This window comes from Azospirillum picis, from assembly GCF_017876115.1.
Classification (GTDB): Bacteria; Pseudomonadota; Alphaproteobacteria; order Azospirillales; family Azospirillaceae; genus Azospirillum; species Azospirillum picis.
The window spans coordinates 354,793-379,597 of the sequence record NZ_JAGINO010000001.1; the positions used below are offsets into that span (position 1 = coordinate 354,793).

Below are 24,805 nucleotides of genomic sequence, written 5' to 3' on the forward strand. Positions count from 1 at the left end.
CCGGCCCGGGAGAGGATCAGAACATTCGTCTACTTAACGTCTCCGGGCCATGCCGCCAACACCGCACGCTCCTCCGGCGTGATGCCGGTGACGTTGGCCGGGGGCATGGCGCTGCTGAATCCCGCCTGCAGCCGGATCTGCTGGGCATGGCGGCGGATGCCGTCGCCCTCCAGCACCACGCCGCGCGGCGGGGTGGCGATGCCCTCCCACACCGGCTGGGCGGCGTGGCACATGCTGCAGCGGGTGGAGACGATCTCCTCGACCTGGGCATAGCCGACCGTCGCCGGCCGGGCGGCGGCGGTATCGACGGCGGCGGGGCCGAGGGTGCTGAGCCAGGCGCAGGCCAGCATGCCGGCGGCGGCGACCCCCCAGGTCCACCAGGGCGTCGGCTTGCCGGCATGGCGGCTGTTGAAGAAATGGCGGATCGCCGTGCCGACCACCAGGACCAGTGCCACCATCACCCAGTTGTAGCGGGTGGAGCTGACCAGCGGGTAATGGTTGGACAGCATCAGGAAGACGACGGGCAGCGTCAGGTAGTTGTTGTGCAGCGAGCGCTGCTTCGCCTTCTTGCCGAGCGACGGGTCCGGCGTCTCGCCGCGCAGCATGGCCGCCACCGTCTTGCGCTGGTTGGGAATGATCAGCATGAAGACGTTGCAGGCCATCATGGTCGCCATCAGCGCGCCCACCTGCAGCATGGCGCCGCGGCCGCTGAAGACCTTGGTCATCGCCCAGGCGGTCGCCACCAGCATCACGAAGCCGGCGAGCGCCAGCGCCCCGTCGTTGCGGCCGAGCGGCGACCTGCACATCAGGTCGTAGGCGACCCAGCCGGCCACCAGCGCCGCGGCGCTGATCGCCACCGCCTGCCAGTGCGCCAGCGCCAGCACGTCCTGGTCGATCAGGAACAGGTCGGCGCCGCGGTAGTACAGCACGCACATCAGGAAGAAGCCGCTGAGCCAGGTGGCGTAGGATTCCCATTTGAACCAGGTCAGCTCCTCCGGCAGTTGCGGCGGCGCCACCATGTATTTGGTCATGTGGTAGAAGCCGCCGCCATGGATCTGCCAGGCGTCGCCGGCGGTCCCGGCCGGCGCCCCCGCCCGCCGGCGCAGCGAGGCGTCGAGATGGATGAAGTAGAAGGACGATCCGATCCAGGCGATGGCGGTGACGACGTGCAGCCATCGCGCCAGGGCGTTGATCCACTCCCACAGGATGGGCTCCATCGCGCGCACGCTCCTTCCGGTCAGGTCGAGGTTTCGACTGTACGGCGAGTGTGCAGTTGCGGAAAACCGTTCGTCCATCCCAACAGCTTCAAAAAATGACGAAAGATGGTGGCGACGCGCCGGCTTGACGCCCTTTCGCCGACGGCAGGATGGACCATCGGAACCGGGGAGCCCGGCCTCGGCAGGGCAGCGCCGTCACCCGATGGCGCGGAACCGACGCAAAATGGCCTGCCGCCAAGTCGCTCCCGGATTCCACACGCCTCCCCGTGCCATGCCCTCGGCCCAGTCGCCAGCCCAGCCGCAACCTCGGCCCCCGCACAGGCCGCCGGTGTCAGGGGCCGGGCAGGAGACCTTGCGCCGGTGCAGCGAAGACCATGGACAGGATGTCGCAGCGGAGCTATATCTTTGCCGAATTCTGGTGAGTAAGCACTCACTTATCACTAGCGACCGGCTTCCAGCACCTCCGATGCCACGACGCCTCGACAGCAGCGCCCGCCGGCGGGCGATCCTCGACGCCGCCTTGCCGCTGTTCGCGCGCAAGGGCTTCGCCGCGACCACCACCAAGGAGATCGCGCAGGCCGCCGGCGTGTCGGAGGCGCTGATCTTCAAGCATTTCCCGACCAAGGCGTCGCTCTACGAGGCGATCTTCCTCTGCTGCATCGACGAGGATCCGGACTATGAGCGGCTGCTGTCGCTGCCGCCGTCGACGGCCTCGCTGGTGCAGATGATCCAGGCGATGGTCGCGCATTTCGTGATCGAGGTGCCCCGCGACGCGGAGGAGCGGGCGAGGCACCGCCTGTCGATCATCAGCCTGCTGGAGGACGGCGAGTTCATGCGGCAGGTCTACCAGGGCATCAGCGACCGCTTCATGCCCTGCTTCATCGCGTCCCTCGACGCGGCGGTCGCCTGCGGCGACCTCGTGCCGGGACCGGTCCAGCCCGAGAACGGCATGTGGCTGGGGGAGCACCTGTGCGAGACGATGGCGACCGTCTGCCTGTCCGGCGGCGCGCTCGTCCCCTACGCCTGCGACCGTCCGGACCTGGCCCGCCAGACCGTCTGGTTCATCCTGCGCGGGCTCGGCCTGCGCGACGAGGCGATCGCCGCGCAGGAGCGCGTCGGCCGCTTTCCCCATGCGCCCCATCCGCTGCCCGCCGACGGCGCGGACCACCAGCATTCCACCTTCGAGAGACCGGAGTAGCCCACCGTGACCCTGGATCATCCGCCAAAGACCGAGACATCCTTCGGCCATCCGGCGTCCGAGCCGGGCCACGCCGCTCCGCCGCCCCGGCGGCCGCGCAAGCCGGTCACCCGCGGCCGGTTGACGCTGCGCATCGTCATCATGCTGGTGGTGCTGGGGCTGCTGGGGGCCGGGCTCTACGGCTTCAACAGCTTCCGCAACAAGGCGATCTCCGACTTCTTCGCCAACAACAAGCCGCCGCCCACCCCGGTGGCGCTGGCCGAGGCGACGGTGCAGACCATCCCGAAATACCTCACGGCCATCGGCACGCTGCAGGCGGCGCGGCAGGTGACGGTGTCGCCGGAGCTCGCCGGCCGGGTGGACCGCATCCCCTTCGAATCGGGCGCCCGCGTCAAGGCCGGCGACCCGCTGGTGCAACTGAACGACGCCACCGAGCAGGCCGACCTGCTGGCCCAGCGCGCCCAGGCCCGGCTGGCCGAACTCAACCTGGAGCGCTACCGCGACCTGCGCCGCAGCCAGGCGACGCCGCAGAGCAACGTCGACCAGTACCAAGCGCAGCTCGACGAGACCAACGCGAACATGAAGCGGACCCAGGCGCTGATCGGCCAGAAGCTGATCAAGGCGCCCTTCGACGGCGACCTCGGCATCCGGCAGGTCAATGTCGGCGACTACGTCAATCCCGGCGCCGCGCTCGTCACGCTGACCGACCTGTCGCAGCTCTACATCAACTTCACCCTGCCGGAGCAGAGCTTCACCAAGCTGTCGGTCGGACAGGCGGTGCTGATCAACGTCGACGCCCTGCGGGGCCGCGATTTCGAGGCGACGATCACCACCATCGAGCCGCAGGTCAGCGCCGACACCCGCGCCATCAAGGTGCAGGCGACCATGGACAACCGCGAACGCCAGCTACGGCCGGGCATGTTCGCCAATGTCCGCGTCGTGCTGCCGCCGCAGCCCAACACGCTGACCGTGCCGGAAACCGCGGTCGACTACACCGTCTACGGCGATTCGGTCTTCGTCGCCCAGTCGCAGAAGACCCAGGACGGCAAGGAGCAACTGGTGGTGGAGCGCAAGCCGGTGAAGATCGGCGACCGCCTCGCCAACCAGGTGGAGATCCGCGACGGCATCAAGGCCGGCGACCGCGTCGTGGTTTCGGGCCAGTTGAAGCTCGCCAACGGTGCGGCCGTCGTCCCGGCGGAGAAGAATCCGCTGACCCCGCCGCAGACCCTGCCGCAGAACTGAGGCCGACGCCATGGGCAGTTTCACCGACATCTTCATCCGCCGGCCCATCCTGTCCGTCGTGGTCAGCCTGCTGATCCTGCTGGTCGGGGCCCGCGCGATGCTGGAGCTGCCGATCCGGCAGTATCCGCAGCTCCAGAACACGGTCATCACCGTGACCACCAGCTATCCCGGCGCCTCGCCGGAGCTGATGCAGGGCTTCATCGCCACGCCGATCGAACAGGCGGTCTCCTCGGCCGAGGGTCTCGACTACCTGACCTCCTCCTCCACCCAGGGGCAGAGCGTGGTCACCGCCTATGTCCGGCTGAACTTCGACCCCAACGTCGCGATGACCGACGTGATGGCCAAGGTGCAGCAGGTCAAGTACCAGCTCCCGCGCGAGGCCAACGACCCGGTCATCCTGAAATCGACCGGCGAGACCACCTCGATCCTCTATATGGGCTTCTCCAGCCCCGAGCTGTCGGGGGCGGCGATCTCCGACTACCTGACGCGCGTGGTGCAGCCGGTGCTGTCCACGGTGGAGGGCGTCGCCCGCGCCCAGATCCTGGGCGGCCAGACCTTCGCCATGCGGCTGTGGCTCGACCCGGTCAAGATGGCGGCGCGCAACATCTCGCCGGCCGACGTGTCGGCGGCGGTCGCCGCCAACAACTACCAGTCGGCGCCCGGCCAGACCAAGGGCGTCTTCGTCATCTCCAACGTCACCGCCAACACCGGCCTGACCGACGTCGAGCAGTTCCGCGACATGGTGGTGAAGGCCAAGGACGGGGCGCTGGTGCGGATGCGCGACATCGCGACGGTCGAGCTCAGCTCCAAGAGCTTCGACGCCAGCGTGGCGATGAACGGGCAGCAGGCGATCTTCATCGGCGTCGACGCCACCCCCACCGGCAACCCGCTGAACATCGTCGCCGACATCCGCAAGATGGAGTCCGACCTGCGGCGCAACCTGCCGCCCAACATGAACATGGAGATCGTCTACGACAGCACCCGCTTCATCCAGGCCTCCATCGACGAGGTGGTGAAGACGCTGCTGGAGGCGGTCGCCATCGTCATCGTCGTCATCTTCCTGTTCCTCGGATCCCTGCGCTCGGTGCTGATCCCGGTGGTCACCATCCCGCTGTCCATCGTGGGCGCGGCCACCTTCATGCTGGCGCTGGGCTTCTCGCTGAACCTTCTGACGCTGCTGGCGATGGTGCTTGCCATCGGCCTCGTGGTCGACGACGCCATCGTGGTGGTGGAGAACATCCACCGGCATATCGAGCATGGCAAGTCGGCGGTCGCCGCGTCGCTGATGGGTGCGCGCGAGATCGTCGGGCCGGTCATCTCGATGACCATCACGCTGGCGGCGGTCTACGCCCCGATCGGCCTGCTGGGCGGCCTGACCGGCGCCCTGTTCCGCGAGTTCGCCTTCACGCTGGCCGCCTCGGTGATCGTGTCGGGCATCGTGGCACTGACGCTGTCGCCGATGATGTGTTCCGTCATCCTGAAGGAGGGCAACCCGGGCCGCTTCGCCGCCTTCCTCGACCGCCAGTTCGAGAAGCTGGCCGGCTGGTACGAGCGGCGCCTGCACGGCACCCTCGACTACCGCGCGGCAACGCTGCTGTTCGCCGTCGGCATCCTGGCCAGCGTCGGCTACCTGTTCGCCAACACCATGTCGGAACTGGCGCCGGAGGAGGACCAGGGCATCCTGTTCGGCATCTCCAAGGGGCCGCAATACGCCAACCTCGACTACATCGACAGCTTCGGCAAGCAGATCGACGAGACCTTCGCCGCCTTCCCGGAGACCGACACCCGCTTCGTGCTGACCGGCTTGCCGACGCTGAACCAGGGCTTCGCGGGCATGATCCTGAAGCCGTGGGGCGAGCGCGAGCGCTCGGCCAAGCAGTTGCAGCCGCTGGCCCAGGGTGAGCTGGCCAAGGTGACCGGCATCAACGTGTTCCTGGTGTCGCCGCCGGCCCTGCCGGGTTCCACCGGCGGCCTGCCGGTGCAGATGGTGATCTCCAGCCCCGGCGATTACCGGACCATCTTCGACGCCATCGAACGGATCAAGGACGCCGCCACCAAGAGCGGCATGTTCATCGTCACCGACAGCGACCTGCAATATGACAGCCCGGTCGTCCGGCTGAAGATCGACCGCGCCAAGGCGGCCGATCTGGGGCTGACCATGCAGTCGGTGTCGAGCACGCTGGCGGTGCTGGTCGGCGGCAACTACGTCAACCGCTTCAACCTGAACGGCCGGTCCTACGAGGTCATCCCGCAGGTGCCGCGGGCCGAGCGGCTGACGCCGGAGTCGCTGACCAACTACTATGTCACCTCGGGCTCCGGCGCCCAGATCCCGCTGTCCACCGTGGTGTCGGTAGAGACGGCGGTCGAGCCGAACGCGCTCAACAAGTACAACCAGCTTCCGTCGGCCACCTTCTCGGCGGTGCCGATGCCGGGCGTCTCCATGGGCCAGGTCGTCGAGTTCCTGGAGGAGCAGGCGCGCACCCAGCTACCGGCCGGCTTCAACCACGCCTACCTGTCGGAATCGCGGCAGTTCGTGACCGAGGGGAACCAGCTCATGGTCACCTTCGCCTTCGCGCTGATCGTGATCTACCTGGTGCTGGCCGCGCAGTTCGAATCGCTGCGCGACCCGCTGGTGATCCTGGTGTCGGTGCCGATGTCGATCTGCGGCGCGCTGCTGCCGCTGTTCTTCGGCGTCTCCACCATGAACATCTACACCCAGGTCGGGCTGGTGACGCTGGTCGGCCTGATCTCCAAGCACGGCATCCTGCTGGTGGAGTTCGCCCGCGAGATGCAGCTCAACGAGGGGGTGGACCGCCGCACCGCCATCGAGCATGCGGCCCGCGTCCGCCTGCGCCCGATCCTGATGACCACGGCGGCGATGGTGGTCGGCCTGCTGCCGCTGCTGACCGCGGCGGGCGCCGGTGCCGCCAGCCGCTTCTCCATCGGGCTGGTCATCGTCGCCGGCATGCTGATCGGCACGCTGTTCACGCTGTTCGTCCTGCCGGCGGTCTACACCCTGCTGGCCAAGGACCATCTGGCGGCTTCCCGGTCCCAGCGGGCGGAGCAGCTTCGCACGATGAGCTGACCGGGCAGCGGACAAGAAGGCCGCGCCGGCGCGCGAACCGGACGGCCTTTCGGTCCTCCTCCGTCCGGCCATGGACGGGCGAAGGGGGCTGGCGGAAGAGCCGGGCGGAAGAGCCGGGCGGAAACATGGGCCGGAAGGGCCGGGAGGGAGCGAATGGCCGATCAGCTTCACGTCGTCACCGGCGGCCCCGGCTCCGGCAAGAGCAGCCTGATCGCGGCCCTGGCGGCGGAGGGGATCCCGCACATGCCCGAGGGCGGCCGGGCGATCATCCGCGACCAGGCCGCCATCGGCGGCGACGCCCTGCCCTGGGCCGACCGCCAGTCCTTCGCCGCGCTCATGCTCGGATGGGAGCTGCGCTCCCACCGGGAGGCGTCCGCAAGCTCCGGCCCGGTCATCCTCGACCGCGGCCTTCCCGACGTGATCGGCTATCTTCGGCTCTGCGGCCTTCCGGTGCCGCAGCACCTGTACAGGGCGGCCGACCTCTTCCGCTACAACCGCAGGGTCTTCATCGCCCCGCACTGGCCGGAGATCTACACCGGGGACGCCGAGCGCAGGCAGACCGCCGGAGAGGCGGAGGCAACCTGCCGGGCGATGGCCGAGGTCTATGCCGAACTCGGCTACGACCTGCTGCCGCTTCCCCGCGCCCCGGTCCGGGAACGGGTCCGGTTCGTGCTCGCGCACATCGGCAGGACGGGACCGTAACGGCGGCGGGAAAGGCGGGCGGCACTGCCGTCATCCCGCGATCTCGGCGGGCAGCGGCAGGTCCTCTCCCTCGCACCCCTCCTCGATCCGGCGCAGCATCCAGACCATCCAGCGTTCGGTCTTGATCAGGAAGTGCCGTGTTTCGATGCAGTCGCAGCCGCGGCTGTGCTCGCGCAGCCTGCGGATCGCACGGTGGATCGATACTTGCGCGTCGGCGGCTCGCTCGGGCACGTCGGCTCCTCGGGATTGTCGGCCTGTGTTGTCGGCCCGGCGTCGGAAGCGCCGACACATAGCGAAGCGAGCGCAACCGCAGCGTGATCTTTTTCGGCCGGGCGGCGACGCCCGCGCTGCGGATCGCATGATGCAACCCGACACTGTCGACGTCTGAACGGATAGGACGGCGGCCGTCCGACGCATGCGGACACCCTCCTCTGCCTCCTTCGGTCGGATTTCCGCGGCACAAAAGCCGATCTGCGGCGTTGTCCTGTCAGGACCATGACCAGTGAGGGGACATGAGCGAACTTGCGGATGAGATCGACCTGCGGATGGAGACGCGGACCGCCACGCGCACCAGCCCGCTGCGCGCGGCGGTGCGGGACCTGCTGGCCACGGCCGGCTTCAGGCCGATGGAACTCGGCGGCGGCGGCGAGGCGTGGTACCGCTGGTCGGACGACGGCACCCATGCGCTGATCTCGCACAACGGGGCGCTGTACGGCGACCCGGAGGTGAAGGACTGGATCGTCGGCCAGTACGGCGAGCGCGGCGGCTTCGTCGAGGTGGGCGGCCTTTCGCTGTCCCGGGCGCTGGAGGGGGCGGACACGCTGCCGTCGCCGGTGCGGCCGGACGGGTCGCTGGTCGAGGCGCTCTACCCGTCCCTGCAGCAGGCGCTTGACGATCTGGGGTGATAGAATCCGGCGGCCGGATCTTGTCCAATGGGCGATGACCAAGGTCAGGCTGGACAATGGGGCGGAGGAACGAAAAGCTCACGGCGGTTGCCGCAGGCGATCGTCGTTCCCATCTGCAAACCCGCCATCCAGTTCAGCCAACCCCGATTGCGAGCGAGCCGCCCGTCCATGGAAGCCGACCAACAGAAGCCCTTGCGCATCCTGCTCGTCGAGGACGAGCCGCTGGTGGCGATGGCCATCGAGGACTCGCTGGAAGTGCAGAATGTCGGGGTGATCGGCCCGGCCGGAACGGTGGCCGAGGCCCTGGAGCTGATCGCCAAGGGCGGCATCGACGCCGCGCTGCTGGACGTCACCCTGCGCGGCGAGCGGGTGGACAGCGTCGCCGACGCCCTGAGCACCAGGGGCATCCCCTTCGTCTTCACCACCGGCCATGGCGCCGCCGGCCTGCCGAAGGGCCACCAGGACCGCCCGGTCCTGACCAAGCCCTTCCGCGAAGTCGAGATGACCGACGCCATCAACCGCTTTTTCCGCGGCGCGGCGTGACGCGGCGCCCGCCGGCTCAACCTGGCCGGCCGTCGGCGCGCGGGGACAGCAGGATCGGGGCGTAGGCCGCCAGGAACAGGGTGAAGGACGCAACCCAGCCGTAGCCCGACCATTGCAGCGCCGGCCACACCCAGTCCACAGGCAGCATGGGCGACGCGCTCCGGGCGGCCGCGGCGACGGTCAGCAGGACGTAGGCGGCGACCGTCGTCCCCGACACCGTCAGCGGTCGGCCGGTATGGCCGAGCGAGGCTCGGCTCATCACCGCCAGGATCAGGGTGGCGAAGGCACCGACCGTCATCGCATGGATGCCCGCCGCGGCCGGCAGACCGGCCAGCGCATGCAGCGCCCGCAGCAGCAGGGCCACCGGCACCCACAGATAGCCGACATGCAGGATCCACAGGATCGGTGAACGCCACGCCTTCCAGCCGCGCCAGCCGGCCAGCCTCACCGCATGCGCCGCCGCGGCCGCCAGCGCGAGGACGCCGGTCGGCACCGACTCCGCGTCGATCATCGCCGCCGGGATCAGGGCCAGGGTCAGCAGCAGCACCGCCTTCTCCAGCCGCGGGCAGGAGCGCACCGAGGCGCCGGCCGCCCCCAGCCCGTTGCGGGTGAAGGCCGGCAGGATACGCCCGCCGATCACCGTGACCATCATCAGCACCACCCCCAGGCCGAGCGTCAGGCCGGCCTCGGCGCCGCCGGCAAGCACGTCCAGCCACTCCAGGTGGATCAGCAGGTTGCCGGCGGTCATCAGCGCCAGCAGGACGAGGAAGGCGCTGTTGCGCCACTTGCCGGCGGCGAACAGCGGCCGGGCGAGCGCCACCCCGAGCGCCGGCAGGAAGGCGAGGTCGACGAGGGCCGCCAGCGCCTCCGGCACGCCGCTCCAGGGGAAGACGGCGGCGCGGCCGGCCAGCCACAACGCCGACAGCGCCATCAGCGGCGCGCCCGACACCGCCTTGGTGCCGGTCCAGCTCGGCACCGCGGTCAGCAGGAAGCCGGCGACGGCGGCGACCACCATGCCGTAGAGCATCTCGTGCGCATGCCAGGTGCCGGCGCCGGCCGCTCCGCTCGGCCAGCTCCCGGTCAGCAGGACGCCGAGCCAGGCCGCCAGCAGCCCGACCGCGGCGAGGCCGCTGAACAGGAAGAAGCAGCGGAAGCCGTATTGGAACAGGATTGGGGTTGCGCGACCGGGCAGGCGGTCGGTCAGGCTGGGTGACGACATGAACGGGCACTCCCATCGGGTGCTGCACTGCAGGAACTGTCCTCAGCTTGATGCGCGGGACGGTCCGCCTCCTTGACGAAAATCAAACGCATTTGCAGGAGGCGGTCCCCTCGAAAACGGAGGGGCAAGGGGCCGGCCGCGCGTGTATCGTAGGCCCCCCTCCTTGTCGCCCGCCCCTTCCCGCCCCAGCCTTTTCCGGGTCCATGCCACGCTCCGACACGCTGTCCCTCCGCGAGGCCCGCCGCGTCGCCATCGCCGCCCAGGGCTTCCCCAACACCCGTCCCGAAACGCCGGTCGAAGCCCGCCATGCCCGGCGCCTGCTCAACCGGCTCGGGCTGGTGCAGATCGATTCCGTGAACGTCCTCGTGCGGTCCCACTACCTGCCGCTCTTCTCGCGCCTCGGTCCCTACGAGGCCGGACTGCTCGACCGGCTGGCCTATGGCGGCAGGAAACGGACGCTGTTCGAATATTGGGGCCATGAGGCGTCGCTGATCCCGGTGGAGCAGCAGCCGCTGTTCCGCTGGCGGATGGCGCGGGCGGAGCGCGGCGACGGCATCTACGGCGAACTGGCCCGCTTCGCCGCCGAGCGCCGCCCCTACATCGACTCGGTGCTGGCGGAGGTGGCGGCCCGCGGTCCGCTCGGCGCCTCGGAGCTCAGCGAGGCCGGGCGCGGGGCCGGCGGCTGGTGGGGGTGGAGCGACGGCAAGCGGGCGATGGAGTTCCTGTTCTGGGCCGGCCTGGTCACCACCGCCGGCCGCCGCGGTTTCGAGCGGCTCTACGACCTGCCGGAACGGGTGCTTCCCCGCGCCGTGTTCGACGCGCCGACCCCGGAGGAGCCCGAGGCCCAGCGCGCGCTGCTGCGCATCGCCGCCCGCGCCCACGGGGTCGCCACCGAACGCGACCTGCGCGACTACCACCGGCTCGACGCCGGCGACGCCCGGCTGCGCATCGCCGAGCTGGTGGAGGCCGGCGAGCTGCTGCCGGTGGCGGTGGAGGGCTGGAGCCAGCCCGCCTACGCCCCGCCCGACCTGCGCGTCCCGCGCAAGGCGGCGGCCTGTGCCCTGCTGTCGCCCTTCGACTCGCTGGTGTGGGAACGCCAGCGCACCGAACGGCTGTTCGGTGCCCGCATCCGGCTGGAGATCTACACCCCCGCGCACAAGCGGGAGCATGGCTATTACGTGCTGCCCTTCCTGATGGCGGAGCGCATCGCCGCCCGCGTCGACCTGAAGTCCGACCGCAAGGCCGGCGCCCTGCTGGTCCAGGCCGCCCATGCCGAATCCCATGCCCGGCCGGAGGCGGTGGCGCCGCCGCTCGCGGCGGAACTGCGCCGGCTGGCGGGCTGGCTGGGGCTGGAACGCCTGACGGTAGCCGGCGCCGGCGATCTCGCCCCCGCACTCGCGGATGCCCTGGCGGTCACGGCCTGATCCCGCAGGCGCCGCCCGCCGCCCTCCGGCAGGCTCCCGCTCCGGGGGCCTGCGCGCGGCGGGGTGCCGTCACTCCAGATGATCCAGCGGCAGGCGGGTCTCGAACTTGACCTCCTTCAGGGTCACGCTGGATTTGACGTGCGAGACGGCCGGGATGGAGAAGATGCGCTCGCTGAGGAAGCGGCCGTAATCCTCGGTGGTCGGCACGACGATCCGCAGCAGATAGTCGGCGTCGCCGGTGACGGCGAAGCACTCCAGCACCTCCGGCATGCCGGCGATGGCGCTTTCGAACTGCTCGACCGCGTTCTCCTTGTGGCGTTCGAGCGTGACATGGGCGAAGACGCACTCGCCCAGCCCGAGCTTGCGCGGGTCGAGCTGCACCGTGTAGCGGCGGATGACGCCGATGTCCTCCATCGACCGCACCCGGCGCCAGCAGGGCGAGGCCGACAGCCCGACGGTCTCGCCCAGCTCCTGCATGGTCAGGCGGGCATTCTCCTGCAAGGCCGCCAGGATGCCCTTCTCATGCCGGTCGAGCTTGATCGCCGCCATTCACGCCACCTCCTCTTTCGCCGCCCCGATCGTTGCTCTCCCGAACATAAGCGGCGCCGGCCCCGGCTGCGAGTCCCGCCGGGCGGCCGGCGGCGCGCAACCAATCCCCCGCGGCGGTGTTGTCCGGTCGGACGCTGCGGGAGGACGGACGTGTTCGATTGGATCGTGAAGACGGTGGAGCAGACCGGCTATGTCGGCATCGCCCTGCTGATGCTGGCGGAGAACCTGTTTCCGCCGGTGCCCTCCGAACTGATCCTGCCGCTGGCCGGCTTCAGCGCGGCGCGGGGCGAGCTGAACATCGTCCTGGTCGTGGTCTCGGGCACGGCGGGTGCCGTGCTGGGCGCCCTGTTCTGGTATGCGATCGGCCGCTGGGTCGGCTGCCGCCGCCTCAAGCAGTGGGCCGCGCGCCATGGCCGCTGGCTGACCATCGCGCCGGAGGAGGTGGACGAGGCCACCGACCGCTTCCGCCGCCATGGCGGCCGGTCGGTGCTGGTCGGCCGGATGATCCCGGCGGTGCGCACGCTGATCTCGATCCCCGCCGGCGTGTCGGAGATGCGGCTGCTGCCCTTCCTGCTCTACACCACCATCGGCACCGCCGGCTGGAGCAGCCTGCTCGCCGCCGCCGGCTACCTGCTGGAGGACCAGTACCAGCTCGTCGCCGGCTACCTGAACCCCGTTTCCACCGCCGTGGTCGCCGGCATCGCCGTCTGGTACGTCTGGCGGGTGTCCACCTTCGGACGGCGGGCGGCGAAGCAGCCGGCGGAATAGCCGCCCCTCCCCGCCATGGTTTCCCGCCCCCGTTTTCCGCCCTCATTTTCCGCAGGGAGGAAAACCACGCCATCCCGGCTGGACGGCCATGGGCCGGGCATGCTGAAGACCGGGAGGATCCGACCCTCCAGGCGGGAGCAGCAGCCATGAGTTCCACCCCGACCATCATCCTGGTTCACGGCGCCTTCGCCGACGGCTCCTCGTGGGGCCGGGTGATCCCCCACCTGCAGGCGGAGGGGCTGGCGGCGGCCGCGGTGCAGAATCCGCTGGTGTCGCTGGACGACGACGTCGCCCATCTGCAGCGCGCCATCGACCGCAGCAAGGGGCCGGTGGTGCTGGTCGGCCATTCCTGGGGCGGGGCGGTGATCACCCAGGCCGGCGGCCAGGACCGGGTGGCGGCGCTGGTCTATGTCGCAGCCTTCGCCCCCGACATCGGCCAGTCGCCCAACGACACGCTGAAGCCCTATCCGCCCTCGGCCGGCCTGACCGGCGTCTCGGTGGACAGGGGCCGCTTCCTGACGCTGACGCCGGACGGCATGGCCCGCAACTTCGCCCAGGACCTGCCGGCCGACGAGGCGGCCCTGCTCGCCGCCGTTCAGGGTCCGGTCGCCGCCGCCTGCTTCGCCAGCAAGGTGTCGGCCGCCGCCTGGACATCGAAGCCGTCCTGGTACGTGGTCGCCACCCAGGACCGCATGCTGCCGCCGCCCTTCCTGCGCGACACCGCCGCCCGCATCGGCGCCCGGACGGTGGAGGTGGAGTCCGGCCATGCCCCTCACCTGTCCAACCCGCGGGTGGTGGCCGCGGTGATCATCGAGGCCGCGCGCACCGCGACGCCCTGATCCAGCCGTCCCGATCAGCGCTCCGCCCGCCGCACCGCTCCGGGAGTGACGCCGCGGCGCCGGCGCAGGCTGCGGGTGAGCGCGCTCTGGTCGGAGAATCCGACCGCCAGCGCCACCTCGGCCAGCGGCAGCGTGCCGTCGCGCAGCAGCGCCTCCGCCCGGTCGAGCCGCAGGTCCGCCAGCATGCCGGCGGGGGTGGCGCCGGTGCGGGCGCGGAAGCGCTCGTGGAACCGGCTGGGTGCCAGCCCGGCCGCCGCGGCCAGATCGGCGACGGTCAGCGCCTCGCCATACCGCTCCGCCATCAGGGCCAGCGCGCGGTCGATGGGGTCGGCCACCACCGGGACCGCCGATTCCGTTGCCGGGCGGCGCTTCTCCAGCGCCCGCAGCAGCAGGCCGGCCGCATGGTGGGCCAGCATCGGGTCGAGCGGCCGGCCGGCCGCCTCCGCCGCCAGGTAGCGCACCAGCCCGTCCAGCGCCTCGTCCACCGGGAAGAAGGCGTCGCCGCCGCGCAGCGCTGCGTCCGGAAGCAGGGCGCCGGACGGCACGTCGAGCACGACGAATCGGTTGTCGCCGACGCTGCGGAAGCTGTGCGGCGTGCCGTCCGCCACCAGAACGCCCCGGCCCGGCCCGACACACCCGCGGGTCCCGCCGACCTCCATGTCGAGCGCGCCGGCGACGGCCAGGACGATCTGGTGATGCTCGTGCGCGTGCCGCCGTTCATGCCCGTCATAGCTGCGGGTGCTGACGGCCGGGCGCTGCGGGGACGCCACGCCGGCGGACTCCTCGGTTGCGGGTCAACGGGCCATGCTACGCCGCCACAGGCCGGCAGGTACAGGATCAGGTTCGCCCGGACAGCGCGTTCCGGCGGAACCCCGCCGGAGTCGTGGTCAAGGCGCGCCGGAGGCCGGGACAAGACTCCGGCCCCGCCCGGCCGCTATGGTCGGTCCCCCATCCCAACCTCCGGCCCGCCACGACCATGCTCGCCCCCTCCCCCGCCGCCGGCCGCAGCGCCGTCAACCGCGCCACCCTGGTCGGCTTCACCGCCATCCTGATGTGGGCGACCCTGGCCCCGCTGGCGACCCTGGCCTCGACGGTTCCACCCTTCCAACTGGTGGCGACCTCCTTCCTGCTGGCCTTCCTGGTCGGCAGCGGCTGGACCCTGGCGCGCGGCGGCAATCCCCTGCGCTACTTCCGCCAGCCGGCCGCCGCCTGGGCACTGGGGGTGGGCGGGCTGTTCGGCTTCCATTTCCTCTACTTCATGGCGCTGCAGGCCGCCCCGCCGGTGGAAGCCAACCTGATCAACTATCTCTGGCCGCTGCTGATCGTGCTGTTCTCGGCCCTGCTGCCGGGGGAGCGGCTGCGCTGGTGGCATGTCGCCGGCGCGCTGGCCGGCCTGGCCGGGACGGCGCTGCTGATCGCGCGCGGCGGCAGCGGCGGCTTTTCCGTCGAGGCCGCGCATCTTCCCGGCTATGCCGCGGCACTGGGCAGCGCCGTCACCTGGGCCGGTTATTCGGTGCTGCGCCGCCGGCTGGGCCAGGTGGGAGAGGCGCCGACCGACGCGGTCAGCGCCTTCTGCCTGGTCACGGCGCTGCTGTCGCTGCTCTGCCACCTGATGCTGGAGCGCACGGTGTGGCCGGAGACCGCCGCCGGCTGGACGGCGATGCTGCTGCTCGGGCTGGGGCCGGTGGGGGCCGCCTTCTTCGTCTGGGACTTCGGCGTGCGCCACGGCGACATCCGGGCGCTGGGGGCGCTGTCCTACCTGGCGCCGCTGCTCTCCACCCTGCTGCTGGTGCTGTTCGGGCTCGCCCCCAACAGCGGCGCCGTCTGGGCGGCCTGCGCCCTGATCGCCGGCGGGTCGCTGCTGGCCAGCAAGGACCTGCTGCGGCGGGGGTAGGGCGTGATCGGCAAGCGGACCCGCCCGAACCGTGAAGCGCACGGAGGGCTCCAGGGGCGGCTCACGCCTCCACGCCGTGTGCCGCCGCGGCGACGTCACGGCGGGCGCGGGCGCCGGCCTCCAGGCCGTTGAAGTACCAGTTCAGCGCCACGGCGGCGAGGGTGCCGAGCAGGATGCCGCTGTGGAGCAGCGGCGACAGGAAGGCCGGCATCCTGTCGAAGAACCGCTCCGACACCAGCGGGATCAGGCCGAAGCCGATGCTGACGGCGACGACGATCAGGTTTTCGCGCCGGCCGGCATAGTCGACCTGGGCCAGGATCCTGACGCCGGTGGCGGCCACCATGCCGAACATCACCAGCCCGGCCCCGCCCAGCACGAAGGCGGGGACCGAGGCCACCACGAGGGCCAGTTTCGGCAGCAGCCCGAGCAGCAGCAGGATCGCCCCGCCCGCCGCGCAGACCCAGCGGCTGCGCACGCCGGTCACCGCGACCAGCCCGACATTCTGCGAGAAGGACGTGTAGGGAAAGGTGTTGAAGACGCCGCCGATCAGCGTGCCCAGCCCGTCGGTGCGCAGGCCGCGGACCAGATCCTCGCGGCTCACCGGGCGGCCAACCGTTTCGCCGACGGCCAGGAACATGCCGGTCGATTCGATCATGACCACGATCATCACCAGCGACATCGTCACGATGGCGACCGGGTCGAAGACCGGCCAGCCGAACTGGAAGGGCCGGACCAGGGCCAGCCACGGCGCCTCGGCGAGGCCGGAGAAGCCCACGAGACCCAGCGCCATCGCCAGCAGCATGCCGGCCACCAGCCCCAGCAGCACCGCGACGTTGCGGACGAAGCCGCGGCCATGCTTCATCAGCGCCAGGATCACCAGCAGCACGAAGGCGGCCACGCCCAGGAAGGCCGGGTCGCCGAAGTTCGGGTTCCCGACGCCGCCGCCGGCCCAGCCGACCCCCACCCGCATCAGCGAGATGCCGATGATGGCGATCACGCTGCCGGTCACCACCGGCGGGAACAGCGGCAGCAGCCGCCCGACCAGTGGCGCCGCCAGCATGGCGAAGATGCCCGAGCCGATCACCGCGCCGTAGATGCCGAGCAGCCCCAGCGACGGGTTGCCCGCCATCGCCACCATCGGGCCGACCGCGGCGAAGGTGACGCCCATCATCACCGGCAGCCGGATGCCGAAGCGCCAGACGCCCACCGCCTGGATCAGCGTGACCACGCCGCAGGCGAACAGGTCTGCGTTGATCAGCATCGCGACCTGGTCCTTGGGCAGCTTCAGCGCCCCGCCGACGATCAGCGGCACTGCGACGGCCCCGGCATACATCACCAGCACATGCTGGAGCCCCAGCGCCAGGAGCCGCCAGGGCGGCGGCAGTTCATCCACCGGATGGATCGCTCGCGGGGTCGGGGATGTCATGGCGTGGCCTTTCCTGCGGGTGTGCCGCCATGGCGATGCATGGCCCATGCCGCCCCCTTCCCGGCGGCGGAGACGGCCTCTCGCAGGGCCGCTGCCCCCCGGCTCTGCCCAAACGATGGGCGGCGCCGGCCGCCATTGCCCGCACAGGTGGCATTTCCCGCGCGGTTTTTTGCCGCGCCGGGGAGCGCCTGCATCATGGGCTGCGCTATTCTTTAACGAAAACCCCGTACAGTCCCCCGCGCCCTACCCCTTTCGCACAAGCCCGGACGAGTGACGCGATGAGCAAGTCGATCGAGGGTGTATCCAACTGGATGCACATGTTCCGCTGGATCGTGAAGCTGATCCGCGACGAATATGGCATCGACGAGGGGTTGCTGACCCGCAACGCGACGCTGGAGACCGACATCCGCCTGTCGATCGATCAGGTCGAGCAGGTGCTGGAGTTCATTTCCGACAGCTTCGGCATCCGCTTCCCGGACGGAACGCTGGACGAACTGGTGAAGCTGGAAGAGCTCTGCCTGCTGGCAAGCTGGATCAAGGGGTATTACAAGCGCCCCGAGTTCATTTCCGACGACTTCGAAACCCGCTGCCGCGGCATCAACCAGATCGCCGCCTGAACGGATCGGCGCCCGATGTGATCGGCCGCACCGCGCGAGGGCACGGCGGACGCGGACGGTGACCGGCCGGTCCCGCCGGGATGCCCGCATGCCCTGCCGCCGGAGCCTTTCCTCAGCGCCGCCGCACCTCGGCACAGAAGCCTTCCGCGCCGGCCGGCGCCTCCACCGATACCGCACCCGCCATGCCGCGCAGCAGCAGGCTGTGGCCGGCCGGCACGGCCATCGCCTCTCCGCCATCGACGCCGATCGCCAGCGTGCCGGCCAGCGCATGGACCAGAACGACGTCGCCTTGCGCCTGCCGGACGGCGCCGCCCCCCGCCCCGGTCAGCAGCGTCAGGGCGCCGGCGGCGGACGCGCGGTCGAGCATGAGGTTCACGTCGCGGATCGGGCCTCCGGTCGGCTCGCACCAAACCGCCGCCTCCCCGGGAAAGGCGAAGGCCGGGCCCATGCGGCGACACTCCACCGGCGGGGCGCCGTCGACGGACAGGCGCATGCCGTCGCCCTCGACCACGGCGATCAGCCGGTCGTAGCCGGAGAAGGATGAAAAGGGTCCGGCACCGGATATGTCCGCGATGCTGACCCGCCACAGGAAGCGGGTCTCGCCGCCGGGAAGGCTGCCGGCGTCCGGAAGATGCTCCACCGCCAGTTCGGTGGTGACGCCACCGCCGTTCCTCCAGGGGACGCGGCGATGGTCGGCGGGGCTCAGGCGGATGGCGGATGGCAAGGCGGACCTCCGATGCGGGACGCTTGCCCCGTCATAGCATGGCGTCCGCCGCCGGGCCTCAGATGAACAGGTCGAAGCTGCCCATCAGCTTCTGCGTTCCGGTCTGGCCCGTCGGGATCGAGTTCATCGTGCCGATGGCGTTGTTGAGGCCATCGAGCATCGCCTGCTGCCCGGTGCTGAGCGTCAGGCCGGTGTCACCCTTGGCCGGCTGCTTGGCCACGGTGTCATAGTCCTTGCTGTAGTTGCCCATCACGACCTGCAGGGCGTAGTTCTTCGGATCCTTGTCCGACTGGCCCTTGTCGCGGGTGACGCGGATCGTGTAGTCGCCCTTGTCGATGGTCAGGTTTCCCGCCTGCAGCTTCTTGAAGGCGGCGTAGTCGTCGCCCGAATCCTTGTTGCTGTCGGCCATCACCCGGCCGTACTTGTTCATGAGCTGAACACGCACGCCGTCGTCGCCGACCTGCCCCATGGTCAGTTCGCCCTTGGTGGTGGCCTTGAACTTGTAGAAGTCGACCTTGTCGTTCGCGGCAAGGCTGCTGGCGACGTTGAGGCGCGAGACGTTCTTCGTGACCATGCCGATGTCGGTGGCGCTCCCCGCCGTGGTCAGGGGAGACTTCTTGACCGTCTTGGAAAAATCCTGGACTTCGCCGATGGCTTGGTTGCTCTGCGAGCGCTGGATCGCGTCGACCGCATTCTTGATCGACGCGTTGAGGCTCGACACCATAGAGTTGACGCCTGAGAGAGCATCATCCGCCATGATCCGTCATCCTTCTCCCGTACCGATCGACTGAACCGCGTCGAACCTGCGGCCGCCCACAATCCTGATCCTGCCCTGATCCTGCCCCGGGCCCGCTCCTGCCCCGGGCGGACGCCCGGGCCGTGGGCGTGTCCCGCGACACCACCGCGCGGCCGGCTGTGCCGGTCCCCGAAGCTCAGACCTTCGATAGGAGTATACGACAACAGCCGGCGGATGATACGCAGGATTCGTGATTTTTTTGTGCGAACCCCCTGGGGAAAACCCTGGGAAACGCTGGGAAACCCGGCGGGAGGCCTCGCAAGGCCCGGTGGAAACCGGCCGGCCCGTCAGGACGGGCGCTTCGCCGGGGCTGCCGGGCGCGACTCGGCTGGTCCCGCCTGGACGGAACCGGGAGCGGAGCGGACGGCTGCGTGCCCCTCGGCAACGACCGCCGACGGTTCGGGGGCCGGGGCGACGGGCGGATGGGTGGGACCGGTGACGACATCGAAATCGAACATGGCGACCTCTCTTGCTGGTGGGAGGCCGCCCGGATCGCCCGTGCCGGAATTTCAGGATGTGCTGCCCGCAAGGGGCGAGGGTGACACATGCGAAAGCCGCCGCGGATCGGTCCGGGCGGCTTCGGGAATGAGCGACAGATGCGCGTTCCTAGGCCGCCGGACGAAACCAGCGGCCAAAGTATCGGGAGCGTCCGGGGACGGACTGGGAAAGCGCGTGTCGCATGGACGGAACCATAACGCGCCCTCCCCGGCCTGCCAAGGGCCTTTTTCGCCCCCGGCAGTCCAAGGCGTACGGTTCAGCCGGCCTTCCGCTCCCCCACGGTGTCGGCGACATAGGCGTCGCGCCGGCCCATCGGCCGGGCTGGTCCGCCATCGCGGTCCGTGGTGTCCCGTGCGGTCTGGTGCTCGATCTCGGCGTTCAGTTCGGCTCCCAGCAGCACGACGTAGGAGGTGAGGTTGAACCACAGCAGAAGCACCACGACGGCGCCGACCGACCCGTAGGTCTCGTTGTAGCTGCCGAAGTTGGACACGTAGATCGAGAAGCCCAGCGATCCCAGCAGCCACACCACCGTCGCGGCGGCGGAGCCCCAGGTCACCCAGCGCCATTGCGGTTCGCGCCGGTCGGGGGCGTAGCGGTAGAAGACCGCCAGGGCGATCATGATCGCGACCGCCAGGATCGGCCAGCGGGCGAGGCTGGCGATCCAGCCGATCGGCGTGTCCTGCAGGCCGACGATGTTGATGGCGGCCGGAACGGCGACGATCAGCACCATGGCGACGATGACGAACAGCAGCCCGCCCACCGTCAGCCCCATCGACAGGGCCGCCAGCGTGATGAAGCCGCGCGTCTCCTTCTCGCCATAGGCGATGTTGAGCGCGTTCACCAGGGAGTTGGTCCCGCGCGAGGCGCTCCACAGCGTCAGCAGCAGGCCGAAGATCAGGCCGAAGCTCAATCCCTGCGACGGTGCGGTCGCCACCTTGTTGGCCTGGTCGCGGATGATCGACAGCGACTCCGGCGGCAGCAGGCCGGCAAGCTGGCTCAACTGGTTCTCGATCATCGACGGATCGGCGACCAGGCCGTAGATCGACACCAGCGCCGCCACCGCCGGGAAGATGGCGAGCAGCGCATAGTAGGCGACTCCGGCCGCCAGCATCGACACGTTGTCCTTGCTTTGCTCGTCCCACACCCGCAGCAGGATGTCCTTCCAGCCGCGCTTGGGGATCTCGCTCGGCGAGTCGGCCGTCCGCCCGCGCCCGTCGTTGGCGGCCTGCCGATATCCGTAATGATGGCGCCGGCTCAATCCCAGCATCAGCCCCTCCTCAGGCCACGGCTTCGCGCAGGGCGCCGACGCTGTGGCGCGCCGTCTCGATCGCATGGAACTGGGCGCCGATCACGACCTGCAGGTGCTCGTCCGTCTCGTCGTGCAGCGCGTCGCGGAACAGCGAGAGCGTGCCGTCCAGTCCGCTTTCGAGCTGGGCCAGCACCTCCGCGCGCGCCGCCGGGCCTTCGGCGCCGGCGACGATGCTGCGCGCGCTGGCTCCGGCCAGCCCGTGCATCGGCGACCAGATGCGGCGGGCCTCGCCGTCGCCCTCGATCCAGCCGCCGCCGTCGCGCAGTTCGGCATCCAGCATCTCGGCACTGCGGTCGAACTGGTCCGCCAGGCTTTCCAGCCGCGGTGACAGGCGATGGTCGGCGATGCTCATGTCTGCATGGCGCAGCGCGGTGGCGCCGTCGCGGCAGGCGGCGATCAGGTCGCCAAGGGCCTGCCGGCTGCGCGGGGTGAAGCGGCGGCCGCGAGGGGCGTAATCGTCGAACTCCGTCGCCGACTCCGGCGTGCGGGCGACGGCCCAGCCCAGCCACAGGGCACCGATGCCGATCAGCGCCACCGGGATCGGGTTGGCGCGGACCGCCCGCGCGACGCGCCCGGACAGTCCCTCGCCGTCACCCTTGATGACGTCCTGCACCACCTGCAGCACCCCGCCCGACATTTGGCCGGGCGACAGGCGGAATTCGATCTCGTCGATCACCGAATCCATGCGGGCACGGATCGACTCGATCTCGTGCTCGATCTCCTCCGGCCGGCGGCTGCCGGGATCGGCCGAGCCGTGGGCGGAAGGATCGGCGGACGGGGCCCCGGTGGTCGAGGCGGACGGAATGGCGTCGTTCTGGTGGGTCATGCCGGACGTCTCCTGTGGAGGCTGCCGGCTTGCAACACCGCGAGGGGGCGATTGTTCCGGCCTCACCCCAGATGGTGGGAGTAGGCCATGACCTCGATGCTGCCGTGGTAGATCATGCGCAGGGCGACATAGACGATGACCAGGAGCCCCAGATAGGCAATCCAGTGGAAGCGGTTCAGCAGCCGGGCGATCACGCTGGCCGCCGCCCCCATCAGGGCGACCGACAGCAGCAGCCCGGCGGCCAGCACCCACAGGTGCTCGCGCGCCGCCCCGGCCACCGCCAGGACGTTGTCGAGCGACATCGACACGTCGGCGACGATCACCTCCCAGATGGCGGTGCCCACCGGCTTGCCGCCGCCCGCGGCAGCCGCAACGCCCTCCGCCCCGTCCTGCTCGGCGATCAGCGCCGCGGCCTCCGCCTCCTCGCGCTGGCCGCGCAGTTCGCGGAACAGCTTCCAGCACACCCAGAGCAGCAAAAGCCCGCCGGCCAGCGTCAGCCCGATGATGTCCAGCAGCCTCGTCGTCGCCAGCGCGAAGCCGATGCGCAGCATCACCGCGGCGGCGATGCCCCAGAAGATGACCTTCGTCCGCTTCTCCCGCGGCACCCCGGCGGCGGCCATGCCGACGACGATGGCGTTGTCGCCCGCCAGCACCAGGTCGATGAACACCACCTGGCAAAGCGCGATCAGTTCCGGAAGCAGCGAGTCCACGGTCGGTCCGTCGGTGTCGAAGGGAGGCGGATGCAGGACGGGTCGGAAGCCATATCGCGCGCAGGCCGGCATCGGCAACCCGGCCCGGCGAGCCGCAGCGTCCGCCGGGCGGCACGCGGAACGGGAGCCGGGCGGGAAAGCCCGCCCGGCGCGCGCGCCGGTCCCGCCGCGGACGGCGGCGGGGGTCAGCCCAGCGCCACCAGGGCAACGCCGCCGATGCCGATGGCGGCACCCAGGCCGCGCAGCACCAGGGCGCCCCTGCCGCCGACGACGATGCCGCGCAGCGACAGGGCGGCGGCAACGCCGGCGCCGTGGAGCAGCGCGGTGGCGAGCGCGAAGCCGAGGCCGTACAGCAGCGGCTGCGCCGCCTCCGGCATCTCCGCACCATGGGCATGGCCGTGGAACAGGGCGAACAGGGCGACCGCGGCCAGCGAGGCCGGCAGCGGCAGGCGCGACTGCGCCGCGATCAGCGCACCGAGCGCGACCACCGACCCGGCGATCCCCAGCTCGACCCCCGGCAGGCCGATGCCGGCCATGCCCAGCAGGCCGCCGCCGATCATGGCGGTGACGAAGGCCGCCGGCAGCGCCCAGACGGCGGCGCCGCCGCGTTGCGCCGCCCACAGCCCGACCGCGACCATGGCGAGGAGGTGGTCGAGGCCGCCGACCGGGTGGAGGAAGCCGTGGGCGAAGCCGGCGTCATGCACGCCGAAGGTGTGGGCGTCGGCGGCCGCCGGCAGGACCAGCGCGGCCAGCGCGACGGCCGAGGCGAGGGAAAACCGTTTCATGAGAAGCATCCTCTGGTGTCGTGTCGCGCCGGCCCGCCTCTCCCGATCGAGGCATGGCCCACCCGACGCATGGCCCGCCCGACGCATGGAAGACCGGCGCCACGGCGCGGTTGGCGGCAGTGTAGCAGAAAGCGTCGGCGCGGCCATGGCGGAGAGGCCGGGCAGGGGACGGCCGACCTACGTCTTTTGACGCAGGTCATTGCACACGGACACCGATGCGGCAGGATGGTCCGCAGGGTTCCTCCCCCGCCTTTCCTCCCCTTCCCGCCCCAATATCGGCCGATATCGAAGGACCAGACGCGCAGATGGGTCACGCCGGTGCTCACGGCAGTCCGATGCAGCTTTCCGGCGGGGGCGCCGTCTCGGTCCGCCTCGCCGTGGCAGGCGGACGCATCGCCGCTGCCGAGGTGGCGGCACGCCGGCCCCGCGCGGTCGCTGCACTGGTGGGACGGCCGGCGGACGAGGCGGCGAGGCTGGCACCCTTGCTGTTCAGCCTGTGCGGCACGGCGCAGGGGCTGGCGGTGGCCCGCGCCTGCGAGGCGGCGCTGGGGCTGGCGCCCGGCATGGACGCCGGCGCGCATGAGCCGGCGCGCGGCCTGCTGACCGACGCCGAGGCGCTGGAAAGCCACGGCTGGCAGGCGGTCGTCGAGTGGCCGGCGCTGCTGGGCGCCCCGCCCCGCCCCGCGGCCCTGCGCGACCTGCGCGCGGCCACGGCCGCGGTGGCCCCGGCCCTCTATCCGGCCGGGGACGGGCTGCGGATCGGCGGCGGCGCGCTGCGGCCGGACCCGGCGGCGCTGGACGGCGCGCTGGCGCGGATGTCGGACTGGCTGGAGACGCAGGTGTTCGGCGGCCCGCCGCCCGGGGATGCCGACGCCCTCGCCGCCTGGGCAGCCGGCGGACGGACGGATGCGGCCCGGCTGGCCGCCCGGCTGCTGGCACCGGATCTGGCGGGATGGGGAGCGTGCGGCGTCGGTGCGCTGGTGGAACGCTCTGCCGAGTGGTTCGCCGCGGCACTGGGCGGCGACGCCGATTTCGCCGCGAGGCCGCACCATCGCGACGCGCCGGCACTGACCGGCCCGCTGGAGCGGCAGGCCGGCCATCCGCTGGTGGTGTCGGCGACGGCGCGCCACGGCGACGGGCTGGCCCGGCTCTTCGCCGCGCGCCTCGCCGACATGGCGGAGATGCCGCGGCGGATGGCCGGCACCGTCACGGCCTTGGGCCAGGCCGATCCGACCGACCGCCGGGCGGCGGACGGCCCGGCGCAGGCCGGCACCGGCTGCGGCGTGGCGGAGACGGCGCGCGGCCGGCTGGCGCACTGGTTGCGGCTGGACGGGACGGGACGGCTGGCCGACGCCCGCATGGTGGCGCCGACCGACTGGAACTTCGCCGCCGACGGGCCGCTGGCGCGCGGGCTGGCCGGCGCCGAGGTTCCGGATGCCGCCGCCGCGGTGGCGAGGGCGCGGCTGCTGGTCGCGATGCTCGACCCCTGCGTGGCCTGCGAAATCGATGTGGTGTAAAGGTTGCGGCTG

25 protein-coding genes are annotated in these 24,805 nt (G+C 70.9%); 12 read left to right on the forward strand and 13 right to left on the reverse strand.

The genetic code is table 11. From position 1 onward, the window contains the following. Positions 1-29: 29 nt before the first annotated feature. The gene (locus J2850_RS01600) at positions 30-1,217 is read right to left on the reverse strand and encodes a urate hydroxylase PuuD (RefSeq protein WP_209978072.1); all 1,188 of its coding nucleotides are present in this window, start codon (positions 1,215-1,217) and stop codon (positions 30-32) included. 466 nt (positions 1,218-1,683) lie between these two features. Between J2850_RS01600 and J2850_RS01605 the strand changes: the two genes are divergently transcribed. The 4 genes from J2850_RS01605 to J2850_RS01620 all read left to right on the forward strand — a co-directional run bounded on the left by J2850_RS01605 (position 1,684) and on the right by J2850_RS01620 (position 7,444). After that, positions 1,684-2,415 carry a TetR/AcrR family transcriptional regulator gene (locus J2850_RS01605; protein ID WP_209978074.1) on the forward strand — a complete coding sequence of 244 codons (732 nt, stop codon included), beginning with the start codon at positions 1,684-1,686 and terminating at the stop codon, positions 2,413-2,415. A gap of 6 nt (positions 2,416-2,421) precedes the next feature. Next, the gene (locus tag J2850_RS01610) at positions 2,422-3,657 is read left to right on the forward strand and encodes an efflux RND transporter periplasmic adaptor subunit (protein ID WP_307353658.1); all 1,236 of its coding nucleotides are present in this window, start codon (positions 2,422-2,424) and stop codon (positions 3,655-3,657) included. Between the two features lie 10 nt (positions 3,658-3,667). Further along, positions 3,668-6,742, forward strand: coding sequence for a multidrug efflux RND transporter permease subunit (locus tag J2850_RS01615; protein ID WP_209978076.1), 3,075 nt, complete (start codon positions 3,668-3,670; stop codon positions 6,740-6,742). 153 nt (positions 6,743-6,895) lie between these two features. Continuing rightward, the gene (locus J2850_RS01620; protein WP_209978078.1) at positions 6,896-7,444 is read left to right on the forward strand and encodes an AAA family ATPase; all 549 of its coding nucleotides are present in this window, start codon (positions 6,896-6,898) and stop codon (positions 7,442-7,444) included. Between the two features lie 30 nt (positions 7,445-7,474). Here the strand turns inward: J2850_RS01620 and J2850_RS01625 are convergent, their stop codons facing one another. Then, positions 7,475-7,675, reverse strand: a complete 201-nt coding sequence (locus J2850_RS01625) for a hypothetical protein (protein WP_209978080.1) — start codon at positions 7,673-7,675, stop codon at positions 7,475-7,477. A gap of 281 nt (positions 7,676-7,956) precedes the next feature. On the opposite strand from J2850_RS01625, the gene J2850_RS01630 reads away from it, so the two are divergent. Together J2850_RS01630 and J2850_RS01635 are read left to right on the forward strand one after the other, a co-directional pair. Next, a complete protein-coding gene (locus tag J2850_RS01630) occupies positions 7,957-8,349 on the forward strand; it encodes a hypothetical protein (protein WP_209978082.1) in 393 nt (130 codons plus the stop codon). Positions 8,350-8,517: 168 nt separating this feature from the next. Then, positions 8,518-8,892: a response regulator gene (locus tag J2850_RS01635; RefSeq protein WP_209978084.1), complete on the forward strand. Its 375-nt coding sequence runs from the start codon at positions 8,518-8,520 to the stop codon at positions 8,890-8,892. Between the two features lie 16 nt (positions 8,893-8,908). Here J2850_RS01635 and J2850_RS01640 read toward each other — a convergent pair whose 3' ends face one another. Further along, a complete protein-coding gene (locus tag J2850_RS01640; RefSeq protein WP_209978086.1) occupies positions 8,909-10,111 on the reverse strand; it encodes an NnrS family protein in 1,203 nt (400 codons plus the stop codon). 203 nt (positions 10,112-10,314) lie between these two features. Between J2850_RS01640 and J2850_RS01645 the strand changes: the two genes are divergently transcribed. Beyond that, positions 10,315-11,535: a winged helix-turn-helix domain-containing protein gene (locus J2850_RS01645; protein WP_209978088.1), complete on the forward strand. Its 1,221-nt coding sequence runs from the start codon at positions 10,315-10,317 to the stop codon at positions 11,533-11,535. 69 nt (positions 11,536-11,604) lie between these two features. On the opposite strand, the gene J2850_RS01650 is transcribed toward J2850_RS01645, so the two are convergent. Then, on the reverse strand, positions 11,605-12,084 hold the full coding sequence (locus J2850_RS01650) for an Lrp/AsnC family transcriptional regulator (protein ID WP_209978090.1): 480 nt from the start codon (positions 12,082-12,084) through the stop codon (positions 11,605-11,607). A gap of 150 nt (positions 12,085-12,234) precedes the next feature. Between J2850_RS01650 and J2850_RS01655 the strand changes: the two genes are divergently transcribed. Together J2850_RS01655 and J2850_RS01660 are read left to right on the forward strand one after the other, a co-directional pair. After that, complete coding sequence (locus J2850_RS01655; protein ID WP_209978092.1) at positions 12,235-12,852, forward strand: DedA family protein; 618 nt, start codon at positions 12,235-12,237, stop codon at positions 12,850-12,852. Between the two features lie 146 nt (positions 12,853-12,998). Next, the gene (locus J2850_RS01660; RefSeq protein WP_209978094.1) at positions 12,999-13,691 is read left to right on the forward strand and encodes an alpha/beta fold hydrolase; all 693 of its coding nucleotides are present in this window, start codon (positions 12,999-13,001) and stop codon (positions 13,689-13,691) included. A 14-nt stretch (positions 13,692-13,705) separates the two neighbouring features. On the opposite strand, the gene J2850_RS01665 is transcribed toward J2850_RS01660, so the two are convergent. After that, a complete protein-coding gene (locus tag J2850_RS01665) occupies positions 13,706-14,461 on the reverse strand; it encodes a helix-turn-helix domain-containing protein (protein ID WP_209978095.1) in 756 nt (251 codons plus the stop codon). 206 nt (positions 14,462-14,667) lie between these two features. On the opposite strand from J2850_RS01665, the gene yddG reads away from it, so the two are divergent. Beyond that, positions 14,668-15,585, forward strand: coding sequence for an aromatic amino acid exporter YddG (gene yddG / locus J2850_RS01670; protein ID WP_209978097.1), 918 nt, complete (start codon positions 14,668-14,670; stop codon positions 15,583-15,585). A gap of 61 nt (positions 15,586-15,646) precedes the next feature. Here the strand turns inward: yddG and J2850_RS01675 are convergent, their stop codons facing one another. Further along, positions 15,647-17,011, reverse strand: coding sequence for a nucleobase:cation symporter-2 family protein (locus J2850_RS01675; protein ID WP_209978100.1), 1,365 nt, complete (start codon positions 17,009-17,011; stop codon positions 15,647-15,649). 278 nt (positions 17,012-17,289) lie between these two features. Here J2850_RS01675 and J2850_RS01680 point away from each other — a divergent pair, with 278 nt between their 5' ends. Next, positions 17,290-17,628 carry an acyl carrier protein gene (locus tag J2850_RS01680; protein ID WP_209978102.1) on the forward strand — a complete coding sequence of 113 codons (339 nt, stop codon included), beginning with the start codon at positions 17,290-17,292 and terminating at the stop codon, positions 17,626-17,628. Between the two features lie 112 nt (positions 17,629-17,740). On the opposite strand, the gene J2850_RS01685 is transcribed toward J2850_RS01680, so the two are convergent. The 7 genes from J2850_RS01685 to J2850_RS01715 all read right to left on the reverse strand — a co-directional run bounded on the left by J2850_RS01685 (position 17,741) and on the right by J2850_RS01715 (position 23,276). Continuing rightward, positions 17,741-18,352, reverse strand: a complete 612-nt coding sequence (locus J2850_RS01685) for a HutD/Ves family protein (protein WP_209978104.1) — start codon at positions 18,350-18,352, stop codon at positions 17,741-17,743. Between the two features lie 58 nt (positions 18,353-18,410). Further along, on the reverse strand, positions 18,411-19,109 hold the full coding sequence (locus tag J2850_RS01690; RefSeq protein WP_209978105.1) for a hypothetical protein: 699 nt from the start codon (positions 19,107-19,109) through the stop codon (positions 18,411-18,413). A 326-nt stretch (positions 19,110-19,435) separates the two neighbouring features. Next, positions 19,436-19,606 (reverse strand): hypothetical protein, encoded by a 171-nt coding sequence (locus tag J2850_RS01695; protein ID WP_209978108.1) that lies wholly within the window; start codon positions 19,604-19,606, stop codon positions 19,436-19,438. Between the two features lie 296 nt (positions 19,607-19,902). Beyond that, positions 19,903-20,913: a YihY/virulence factor BrkB family protein gene (locus tag J2850_RS01700; protein WP_209978110.1), complete on the reverse strand. Its 1,011-nt coding sequence runs from the start codon at positions 20,911-20,913 to the stop codon at positions 19,903-19,905. A gap of 10 nt (positions 20,914-20,923) precedes the next feature. Then, the gene (locus J2850_RS01705; protein ID WP_209978112.1) at positions 20,924-21,781 is read right to left on the reverse strand and encodes a DUF3618 domain-containing protein; all 858 of its coding nucleotides are present in this window, start codon (positions 21,779-21,781) and stop codon (positions 20,924-20,926) included. A 62-nt stretch (positions 21,782-21,843) separates the two neighbouring features. Next, positions 21,844-22,491: a YjbE family putative metal transport protein gene (locus tag J2850_RS01710; protein WP_307353651.1), complete on the reverse strand. Its 648-nt coding sequence runs from the start codon at positions 22,489-22,491 to the stop codon at positions 21,844-21,846. Between the two features lie 185 nt (positions 22,492-22,676). Then, positions 22,677-23,276 (reverse strand): HupE/UreJ family protein, encoded by a 600-nt coding sequence (locus J2850_RS01715; protein WP_209978115.1) that lies wholly within the window; start codon positions 23,274-23,276, stop codon positions 22,677-22,679. Between the two features lie 305 nt (positions 23,277-23,581). Here J2850_RS01715 and J2850_RS01720 point away from each other — a divergent pair, with 305 nt between their 5' ends. Next, positions 23,582-24,793 carry a nickel-dependent hydrogenase large subunit gene (locus J2850_RS01720; protein ID WP_209978117.1) on the forward strand — a complete coding sequence of 404 codons (1,212 nt, stop codon included), beginning with the start codon at positions 23,582-23,584 and terminating at the stop codon, positions 24,791-24,793. The last annotated feature ends 12 nt before the right edge of the window (positions 24,794-24,805 follow it).